Source organism: Ornithinibacillus sp. 4-3 (genome assembly GCF_040958695.1).
Lineage (GTDB): Bacteria > Bacillota > Bacilli > Bacillales > Amphibacillaceae > CALAMD01.
The window spans coordinates 3656205-3666754 of the sequence record NZ_CP162599.1; the positions used below are offsets into that span (position 1 = coordinate 3656205).

General features: G+C 35.3%; 8 protein-coding genes. 1 reads left to right on the plus strand and 7 read right to left on the minus strand.

The genetic code is table 11. From position 1 onward, the window contains the following. Positions 1-22 precede the first annotated feature (22 nt). Positions 23-1618: an amidohydrolase gene (locus AB4Y30_RS17490; protein ID WP_368653467.1), complete on the minus strand. Its 1596-nt coding sequence runs from the start codon at positions 1616-1618 to the stop codon at positions 23-25. A gap of 435 nt (positions 1619-2053) precedes the next feature. Between AB4Y30_RS17490 and mgtE the strand changes: the two genes are divergently transcribed. Further along, positions 2054-3421, plus strand: coding sequence for a magnesium transporter (mgtE, locus tag AB4Y30_RS17495; RefSeq protein ID WP_368653468.1), 1368 nt, complete (start codon positions 2054-2056; stop codon positions 3419-3421). Positions 3422-3472: 51 nt separating this feature from the next. On the opposite strand, the gene AB4Y30_RS17500 is transcribed toward mgtE, so the two are convergent. The 6 genes from AB4Y30_RS17500 to AB4Y30_RS17525 form a co-directional block, all read right to left on the minus strand. Next, a complete protein-coding gene (locus AB4Y30_RS17500) occupies positions 3473-4297 on the minus strand; it encodes a M55 family metallopeptidase (protein WP_368653469.1) in 825 nt (274 codons plus the stop codon). Positions 4298-4634: 337 nt separating this feature from the next. Further along, the gene (locus AB4Y30_RS17505) at positions 4635-6347 is read right to left on the minus strand and encodes an ABC transporter ATP-binding protein (protein ID WP_368653470.1); all 1713 of its coding nucleotides are present in this window, start codon (positions 6345-6347) and stop codon (positions 4635-4637) included. A gap of 168 nt (positions 6348-6515) precedes the next feature. Next, positions 6516-6845 (minus strand): DUF6678 family protein, encoded by a 330-nt coding sequence (locus AB4Y30_RS17510; protein ID WP_368653471.1) that lies wholly within the window; start codon positions 6843-6845, stop codon positions 6516-6518. Positions 6846-7309: 464 nt separating this feature from the next. Beyond that, the gene (locus AB4Y30_RS17515) at positions 7310-8470 is read right to left on the minus strand and encodes a S1C family serine protease (protein WP_368655251.1); all 1161 of its coding nucleotides are present in this window, start codon (positions 8468-8470) and stop codon (positions 7310-7312) included. Positions 8471-8836: 366 nt separating this feature from the next. Further along, on the minus strand, positions 8837-9622 hold the full coding sequence (locus tag AB4Y30_RS17520; RefSeq protein WP_368653472.1) for an MBL fold metallo-hydrolase: 786 nt from the start codon (positions 9620-9622) through the stop codon (positions 8837-8839). Between the two features lie 2 nt (positions 9623-9624). Beyond that, a complete protein-coding gene (locus tag AB4Y30_RS17525) occupies positions 9625-10548 on the minus strand; it encodes a two-component system regulatory protein YycI (protein WP_368653473.1) in 924 nt (307 codons plus the stop codon). Between the last annotated feature and the right edge of the window lie 2 nt (positions 10549-10550).

A 10550-nucleotide genomic window follows, 5' to 3' on the forward strand; every position in this document is an offset into this window, starting at 1 on the left:
TGGTGTGAGCTTCTTCATTTCCCTATTTGCGATATTTCACATTACCATCAATAATGGTCATTTCAATTTCCATATCTAGTAATTCATCAGGATTATTCATTTCAAATGGATTTGCCGAATAAACGGTCATATCTGCTAGTTTTCCTCGAGTGATTGTTCCTTTAATTGTCTGTTCATTTGTCGGGTAGGCACCCATTTTCGTGAATAGTTTAAATGCTTCATGCATAGAAAGCTTTTCCTTTTGATTATATCCATCATGTGTTTCTCCAGGCTTCCTGCGTGTTACTGCTGCGTGAATACCTAATAATGGGTCCACTGGTTCTACAGGCGCATCAGATCCCCCAGCACACACCACACCCATATCAATTAGCTTCTTCCAAGCATAAGAAATTTTAGTTCTCTCTTCACCAATTCGGTCCATTACCCAAGGAAAATCACCAGCAACAAAACGTGGCTGAATATCAGCAATACGATTTGGATGAACAAGACGAGGATACAAGGACTCCTTCATAACTTGAACATGAATAAGGCGATCTGGATAAGCGACTGCTGGGAATTGATCTAATATATCTAATACATTTTCAAGTGCTTTATCTCCAATGGTATGTACTGCAATTGGCATCGATATATCACGAGAACGGCGAATAATATCATGAAGTGTTTCTAACTCATACATCGCATCTCCATAGACTCCTGGTGCATCAGAATATGGTTCTGATAATAACGCAGTACGGCGCCCCATTGCACCATCTACAAAAATTTTCACCGCACCAATTTGTAATGTTTTATTTCCATAGCCTGCATACATGCCACTTTCCTTTAAATCATTTAAAAATTCATGATTAATCAATAAATTACAACGCAAACCTAGCTGCTCACCAATTAATAATTCATCATACACTCGGTACGTTTTTTCCAAACTACCAATCATAGCTGGATCATTCGTATGTGCACCTGTTAATCCTTTTTCCATAGCAAATTGAATTGCCTGACGCATCGACTTTTTCAAATCCTCATATGAACGTTCAGGAATATGTTTTGTAACAATTCGAGATGCTACCTCAAGCAATAAACCAGTAGGCTGTTTTGTATTTTTATCTAAAACAACTGTACCTCCCTCTGGAATTGCCATATTTGGATGATAATTACTAACCTCTAAAGCTTTAGAATTCACAAGTGAGGCATGTCCGCAAATTCTCGGTATGAATAACGGACAATGGGGAGCAACATGATCTAGCTCTTGAATCGTTGGGATCGTTCCATCCGTAAATAGATTCTCATCCCATCCACGACCGACGAGCCATTCTCCTTCATTTAGTGTATTTGCTCTTGTACGAATCATTTCTAGCATCTCATGCTTTGAAGTGACACCGGTTACATCTAAATCTAAGAAATTTCCTGCAATTCCCGAGAGATGTAAATGACTATCGATTAAGCCAGGTGTTACTGTTTTACCTTCTAAATCAATTATGTCTACATCCGCACGTCCCCATTGGGTTAACATGTCTTCAGAAGATCCAAGATCAATAAAACGACCATTCTCAATAACTACTGCTTCTACTACAGGCTTTGCTTCGTCAAAAGTATAAAATTTTCCATTCGTATAAATCCTCTTCATCTTCTTCGTTTCCTCTCCCATCCCTTAGTCATTGCTTTCATTATATATTGAATTACTTGCTCTTAGTATATCATGGCCAGCTTTCACTTGTAAGCGTTTACTATAATCAAATGAAATTTACTACCCATTTTGATGATATAAGAAAAAACAAGAAAAATACTTGGTCTTTAAAATAGAAATGTTCTTGCCATGAAGATGTCCGTTGCAGGAAATCGCTTTCTACGGGCAATGCTTCAGCTTCTTCGAAAGAATGCTCCTAACAGCGGAAGTGTATTTCTGTAGTGACCACTTCTAGCCACTTTTCGTTATACTTTCTTCTCTCTTCAAGTAAAAGAGGTGTCTTTCATTAAGGTATTTGTTACACTGTTAAGCGTAGATACTGTCTTTATAATCTGATATATCTATATGCCTATCTGGAAAAAAGGAGGTTATCTTATGTCACAAGCACCTGTTCCAATGACAGAAAACGAATTAACAACAGCCATCATTCAAATGTTAAAGGAAGGAAAAGTGTATGAATTCCAACAGATGATTGATGAATTCCAACCTTTTGATTTAGCTCGATTGTATACGTTATTACCAGAAAAGCATCATTATAAATATTTATTACATCTATCCATTGATCAAATAACAGATATGATTCAAGAATTAGACCAGGAACAACAGCTCGATATTATTCATAAGCTTGGTACAGAAAAGTCGACACTCATTCTTGATTTGATGGAAAATGATGATCTTGCAACCTTATTAAAGGACTTGGACCAAGAAAAAATTGATGAATTACTTTCAGAAATGAAGCAAGAGGAATCTAGTATCATTCAAAGTATGATGAACTATCCAGTAGAAACAGCTGGTCGAATCATGAACGATCGCTATGTGTGGATACCTCAACATTATACAGTCCAAGAGGCAATCGATAAATTAAAGCATTTTGCAGATCTCGCAGAATACCTAAACTATTTATATGTTATTGACGAAGAAAGACATTTACTTGGTGTTATTTCTTATAAAGATTTATTATTAAATGATCCAAATGAAACTGTTGATGAAATCATGTATACACGAATTGTAAAAGCAGATGTATATACAGATCAAGAGGAAGTAGCAAAGATTATTACACGTTATAATTTCGTTTCCTTACCAATTACAGATGAAAATAATCAGCTGCGTGGGGTTATTACAGTTGATGATATTTTAGATGTTATTATTAGTGAGGCAAATGAAGATATTGAAAAACTATCTGCTTCGGGTAAAGATATTACCTTCCAAACCAAGCCATTTATTGCAGCTTATCGCCGTTTACCATGGCTGATTCTATTATTATTTATTGGACTGGTTTCTGGAAGTATTATTAGTGGATTTGAAGCAACATTAGAGCAAGTTGTCGCATTAGCTTTCTTTATGCCAATGATTGCAGGAATGACAGGAAATACCGGAACTCAGTCCCTCGCTGTAGTCGTGCGTGGATTAATAGCTGAAGATCTAGATTTCAAACAAGGATTGAAACTTATTTCCCGGGAATTAAAAGTAGGAATAATTATTGGAATTACCTGTGGAATCCTTATATCAATTATTGCTTATTTTTGGAAGGGGAGTGTTGCGCTTGGATTAATTGTCGGCTCTTCACTTCTTTTGACATTAATTATCGGTACATTAGCAGGTACAATTATTCCACTTATTCTTTATAAATTAAAGATTGACCCTGCAATTGCATCTGGTCCATTAATTACTACAATTAATGACATCTTATCCCTACTTATTTATTTTGGTATCGCAACTGCGTTTATTACCAAACTACTGTAAATTAAAACATAGGTTATAGGATTTATTTCTCCTATAACCTATGTTTTAATTTTAGCTATACGAAACACCTGATGCTAAGCTAAGCATTACCATTAGTGCACGATAAGCTTCTGCCATATTCTTTGCTTCATAACGTACGATGGTTGAATTTTTCTCTACTTCACATCCTGGCATAATAGCAGCACTTTCTGCTTGGCCATAGTTATTAAACTCTACTCTTAATATAGGTTTTTCTGGTGGAGTAAGTGGTTTTACGTTTTCCATATTTTGAATTGCCTCAGCAACTTTATCTTTTAAAAGTAGTTTTGCTTTTTCAGGATGCATTGTCTTTGCTGCTGAACGGGAGATTGCTTCTTTTACAGTAGCTGTTGTAACACCTGGAATTAATTCCTCTATTTCTCGACAAGCACAGTCATCTCCTGCAAGCATGATAACTGGTACATTATAGTATCCGGCCATATATGCATTCATACCAATCTCACCAATTTGTACATCATTCAAAAAGATATTACGAATATATAATGTCATGGTATGACTCATTACACCTGGCTGACCAGCACGTGAATGATAGCCAGCAAAAATAGCTGCATCATAAGTAGAATCTAGAGATTGTACCATGGAAAAGGGCTTCCTACCACCTGTAATTAAAGATGCTTCTGGATGTAATTCCTCTACTAATAAATTATTCATACTAGAGTGGCTATCATTTACGAGAATATCTTTAGCGCCATGCTGAAAAGCAGATTCAATAATTGCATTTGCCTCTTGAGTCATAATACGACGAGAACGCTCATAATTATTCTTTGATTCTGATACAAATGATGGGTCAGGCAATCCTGTAATTCCTTCCATATCTACAGATAAAAACAATTTCATTTTCTTACTCCTCTCGTTCCATCTCTAATGTAATTGAACATATAATCTCATCATAGTCTATATTTTGGAATTTATCAAATAATCTTTAAATTCATGTTTTCTTTTTAATAAATTTATTATTTCCTGGGAAATATCGATATTAGAGCATTATATTGTCGCATTCTACTCCTTACACACAAAAAATCGTCGAGTAAAAAATTTCCCGACGATTTTAGTGTTATTAGAACAAAAAGCGCAGAGCGCCTGCTTAAAAACGTAAGATTGGAGTGGCGCAACCGAGATAAAGGAAACATGCTCCTTTAGGAAGAAAAACTGTTTTTTCGTCTTACTAATCGAATTAGCTTTGCATATTGTGTAGATTAGCAAACAGACCATTTTTTGCAACAAGTTCTTCATGTGTTCCTTCTTCTTCAATTCCATTCTTCGTAACTACCATAATACGATCTGCATTACGAATAGTTGCTAAACGGTGAGCAATAATAAGTGTTGTACGATCTTGGGCAAGTTCTGTTAGTGCTTTTTGAATAATTGATTCTGTTTCTGTATCAAGTGCCGAAGTAGCCTCATCTAAAATTAAAATTGGAGGATTCTTAAGGAACATACGAGCAATTGCGATACGCTGCTTCTGTCCTCCTGAAAGCTTCAGCCCTCTTTCTCCTACTTGAGTTTGATAGCCATCAGGTAAGCTTGAAATGAATTCTTCTAAATGTGCTCTACGAGCGGCCTCTTTAATTTCTGCATCAGACGCATGTAAATCTCCATATGCAATATTTTCATAAAGTGTTCCTGTAAACAAGAAAACATCTTGTTGTACAATCCCTATTTGCTTTCTTAATGAACGCTTTGTCATATCACGTAAATCTAAACCATCAATTGTAATACTACCTTTATCTACATCGTAGAATCTAGGAATTAAAGAACAGATGGTTGTCTTCCCTGCTCCGGATGGCCCAACAAAAGCGATTGTTTCGCCTGATTTTATATTAAAGCTTAAATCCTTAATTACAGGTTGTTGTGTTTTTTCATAGCTAAATGTAACATCTTGAAAAGCAATATTTCCTTCCAATGACTCTACTTCTTTAGCACCTTTTTTATCTACAATTTCTGGTTTCTGGCTTAGCAGATTAGAAAAACGACGAAATCCTGCCATTCCCTTTGGATACAATTCTAATAAAGCACTAATTTTTTCAATTGGTTTGAAAAGTACATTTACAAATAACACAAATGCTACTAGTTCACCATACGACAATTCATCATTGAAGCTTAACCATGCTCCAACTACTAATACTAATAATGTCATTAAACGCATCAGTAAATACATATTTGATAGTACAAGCGCCATAACACGGTATGCACCTAGTTTTGTTTTTCTTAATAGATTGTTATTTACTTGGAAACGTTCCTTTTCATAATTTTCATTTGTAAAAGATTGAACAACGCGTGACCCAGATACAGAATCTTCAATTCGAGCATTTATGTCAGCGATATTCCTATACATATGCCTCCATGCTTTACTCATCTTAATATTACCGTATGTAATGAAGAAAATTAAAAATGGTACAGTGAATAAAATAATAAGCGCTAATTGAACATTAATAGTGAACATAATCCATAATGCACCCGTAAATGTCATAGCAGCTATAAATAAATCTTCTGGCCCATGGTGTGCCAACTCTCCTATATCAAATAAATCATTTGTTATCCGACTCATGATATGCCCTGTCTTGGTATTATCAAAGAAACGGAATGATTGCCCTTGAACATGGAAGAATAAGTCCTCACGCATATCTGTCTCGATGTTGATTCCCAATTTATGTCCCCAGTATGCAACGACATATTGTAAAAATGTACTAAATAAATAAATCAATAATAGCCCGATACTCACTTTTACAATAAGGTCCCAATCATTACCAGGAAGTAGATCATCAATAAACCACTGGACAGCAACTGGAAATGCTAGTTCTAATATCGCTACAATAACTGCACTAGTGAAATCGATGATAAATAGTCTTCTATGTGGCCTATAATATGAGAAAAAACGACGTAACATCTATTCTACCCCCTTTAATAGTGTCATTTGCGATTATAAGCATTATTGTAAATAAACGCAATATAGATGACTTAAGAATCATTATCATCTATCTATTAGGAATATTCAAATAAGAAAGTATTTTGGTAATCCCCGTTTATTATATTTACGATATCATTTGTTGAAATTTTAGAGATAACCAAGTGGTTTACTAATTTCAACATACCCATAAACCTTAATCACATCATTAAATACCTCTCCTGGAACATGAATGGTACTAAGTATTTTTATAATATCATCCCTTATTTCTTCAGTTTCTGACCTTATCTCTAGCCATTCAATATTTTTGTAACCGCCACTTTTAAAATGATAATACCATTCACCTTCCCAAGGACAAGCGTAGCCTGTTTCCATATCTTTTGTTCTCCATTGGTGATTATTGGGGTAATCATACATTGCTAACCTAATCTCTTCCCACTTTGTATCATTCATTACCTGCTGGTATTGATTATAATCCATTTTTTCACCACAAATTTATAATAATGTCCTTCTTCAACTAAACTGTCAGTAGTTGAAGAAAAAAATTTTAACCTTCTCATCTTCTAAAAAGGTTAAAAAATATGATTTATTAACAAAATATACCCAAAAAACATTCAAATTTCATAGTTATCCCCAGGTTTATACACATATGCACAAATGTTCGCAGCTATTTTGTGTTTTATAGCATCTTTTTTTCTATATATTGAATCTGTTCAGTTTATCTATTTATACTGTGCATAAGCTTACCTTTTTGTGGACGAATTGTGGATACTAAGTTTATATCACTATTTAACCTTTACATCCCATCCCAATTTTTGTAGGCGAACAATATAAAAAATGAAGCCAAGACAACCAGCAAAAATAAAATACAACTAGGAGAAGAAAAACTCCTATTTTTGTCTTTTACATTTTTCTCTGGCTGTCTAAGCTTCTTAAATGGAGACTTATGGTTGTGTACCAAGTGTTATCGTTGTTTGCTGTAGCTGTCCATCACGATAGAAGATTACATGAAGTTCATCTCCAACGTTTTTCTCTTGATAAAGTATTTTTCGCAAATCGATCGTATCGTGAATTTCATGACCATCTAATTCCGTAATAACATCTAATCGTTTTAAACCGCCTTGCTCAGCTGGGGATAGTTGATCTACCCGCCAAACATATACTCCTCCAACAACATCTTGAGGTAGCTGTAACGTTCGATTCCATTCTACTTGTGGGACTTCTTCTAACGAATATACCTCTACTCCTAAATATGCTCGAGTAACTGTACCTGTTTGCTCTAATTCTTCAATAATTGGACGAGCTGTATCGATTGGAATAGCAAAACCAATTCCTTCTACAGCCGCTTCATTAATTTTCATTGAATTAATTCCTATTAATTGACCATGAATATTAATAAGTGCGCCTCCACTATTACCTGGATTAATTGCTGCATCTGTCTGAATAACATCTGCTTGCCAATCTGGATAACCATCTTGGTTTAAATCTACAGGAATTGTACGTTCCTTACTACTAATGACTCCAAATGTTACTGTTCCGGAAAACATATGACCTAACGGATTTCCAATAGCAATAGCAGGCTCTCCTACTTTAATACTTGAAGAGGTTCCCATTTCTATTGGCCCTTCTACATGCTGTACGTCCATACGTAAAACTGCTAAATCTGTAAAAATATCACTACCAAGAATATTAGCTTCAACAGTTGTCTCATCTGATAACACTACTTCTATAGCATCTGCTCCTTCAATCACATGGTGATTTGTTACAACATATGCGTAATTATCATCTGTTTTGTATACTACCCCAGACCCTGTTCCTGTTTCATTTCCATCATTTTGTTCCCAGAAGTTTGTTTGAATTTGAATATTCGTGACTCCAACAACTGCGTGAGACACATTTTCCACTACCTCTGTTACTTGGGTCGTAACATCTACTTGAAGAACTTGTGATGGATTATCTGGTGCTGGCTCATTTGTTCCCTGGTTATTTTCTATTTGTTCATTCTCGGTTGGTTCAGAGGAATCAAAGAGCGGGGTATCGAAGCTAACCATAATAGCTACTCCAATAATAATTCCTATTAACATAGGTAAAATCCAAAAAAGCATTCCCTTTGATTGTTTTTGCTCCTGAGGTTCTTCTAACTCTGCTGATGGTGTCACATGATAATTATTTTCTTTTTCCTCGATGGAACTTGAATCATCTGTATGTTCTATCAAGTCTCCAGCAGGCAGTTCTTGTTCTAAATGGTTCTGTTCTGCCAATTTATACATCGATTCTTCATCTTGTAATGGATCTGGGCTGTTGTCTTCTATTGTATTTTCTGTCTGTTTTTCCTCATCATCTAACGGCTCTGGCGATTGTTCTATTTCTTCTTCCTCACCAGTATGATCCTCTTCCGGAACATATCCGTCCTTCTTTGGGAACTGCTCATTATCATCTTTCATTACCACCATCCCCTTCGTTATTTTTCACTAACCCACTTCATATAAAGCTGTTGAAGTGACAGGATCTGTATCATAAAGGTCAATTTCAATTCCTCGTTCTCGAAGAATATCTCCAACGGACATGCGCGCAAGATCCTTCATATTATTATCTTGACTTAAATGTGCTAAATAAATACGCTTTGTACGATTACTAATAATGTCAGATAAGGCTAATCCACAATCCTCATTGGATACATGTCCAGAATCACCTAGAATTCGACGTTTAACACTCCATGGATAACGTCCCATACGCAACATATTCACATCATGATTCGCCTCAAATATGTACGCATCTGCATTTTCTACAATTTTTTTAATACGATCAGAAACATAGCCTAGATCAGTAACTAACGCTACTTTTTTATCCCCTTGATGAAAAGTATAAAACATTGGTTCTGCGGCATCATGTGAGACACCAAAGGACTGTACATCCATATCACCAAATGTTTTTTCCTCTTCTACATCAAACAAAAACTTTTGTTCCACAGATAGCTTGCCGAGTCCCGATTCCATCGCCTTCCATGTTTTCTCATTTGCATAAATAGGCAATTGGTATTTTCTTGCGATTATACCTAAGCCTTTTACATGATCACTATGTTCATGTGTCACCAAAATTCGTGTTAATGTGCTTGGATCTACTTGAATCTCGCCAAAAAGACGATCCATTTCTTTTCCACTCAAACCTACATCCACTAAAATCCTTTCTTTCTCTGATTCAATAAAGAAAGCATTTCCCGTACTTCCAGATGCTAAAACGCTAAAACGTAGTGTCATTCTTATTCTCCCCAATTCAGTAACTCCAACTTTTTCTCAAACATTGCTAAAATTTCTTCTTTTAACTTTGATTCTGACATCGTTGATCGGACACGATCTGCGTCCTGAGTAATAACTTGCTCTAAAAATTCGAGTTCATTACTTGGAAAAATATGCCCTTCTATCGCATTAACAAAGAAGCTCTTATCATCATTTACAGACACTTTCCAAGCAGGAACAAATACTTGCACTCCATCAGATAATGGAACTCTAGAATGAAGCCCAATTTCTACTTGTGTAATCTCATCACCAGATGTTAGCTCATTTGCATTATATAGCTCCTCAATTGCTTTCAATGGTTCAATTAAGGGGTTCTTATCCTGTCTATATTCCGCTTCACCTAGCATTGTTTGTGTTAAAAACTCTACTTCATTTTTATCATTTAGGAACAATAAAATCATTCCACTTTGATTATAAAAAATAGTACGTTCATTTATTTGTTGGAAAAACATTAATATATTTAGCTCTTCATTCCAGTCCCAAAAACGATATTCCTCTGCGTAAAGAAGCTTATCAGCCAATACCTCTTCTATCTCACTGGTAGAAGCATCCTCTGGAATTTTAATTTTGTCATCCATAAAGGAAACAAGAAACGTATTTGTCACTAATGACGGGCGTTGCTTTCCTAATCCTGCTAGTTCCCTTTCATCGTCTTCTGTAAAGCTTTTCTGTCTTACAGAGACAAATGGTTCTTTATCTAGCTCCTCTGTTGGTAAGTTCTCAAGGGTAATATTTTCATCTTCTAAAATTTGTTCAATCGTTGATTCTTCTCTTTCTAACATAGAAAGATTAGACTGCTGTTTTTTCTCATAGAACTGAATAAATAAGAAAATATTTAGAATAAAGAAGGTGAGGATAAATAAGGTTTTTATCTGACTCCATTGCATCC

Bases quoted from the DNA above. Each gene is read 5' to 3' on its own strand.
- AB4Y30_RS17525 (WP_368653473.1), bottom strand. From the start codon at position 10,548: ATGCAATGGAGTCAGATAAAAACCTTATTTATCCTCACCTTCTTTATT.
- mgtE (WP_368653468.1), top strand. From the start codon at position 2,054: ATGTCACAAGCACCTGTTCCAATGACAGAAAACGAATTAACAACAGCC.
- AB4Y30_RS17515 (WP_368655251.1), bottom strand. From the start codon at position 8,470: ATGCTTTTTTGGATTTTACCTATGTTAATAGGAATTATTATTGGAGTA.
- AB4Y30_RS17490 (WP_368653467.1), bottom strand. From the start codon at position 1,618: ATGAAGAGGATTTATACGAATGGAAAATTTTATACTTTTGACGAAGCA.
- AB4Y30_RS17500 (WP_368653469.1), bottom strand. From the start codon at position 4,297: ATGAAATTGTTTTTATCTGTAGATATGGAAGGAATTACAGGATTGCCT.
- AB4Y30_RS17510 (WP_368653471.1), bottom strand. From the start codon at position 6,845: ATGGATTATAATCAATACCAGCAGGTAATGAATGATACAAAGTGGGAA.
- AB4Y30_RS17505 (WP_368653470.1), bottom strand. From the start codon at position 6,347: ATGTTACGTCGTTTTTTCTCATATTATAGGCCACATAGAAGACTATTT.
- AB4Y30_RS17520 (WP_368653472.1), bottom strand. From the start codon at position 9,622: ATGACACTACGTTTTAGCGTTTTAGCATCTGGAAGTACGGGAAATGCT.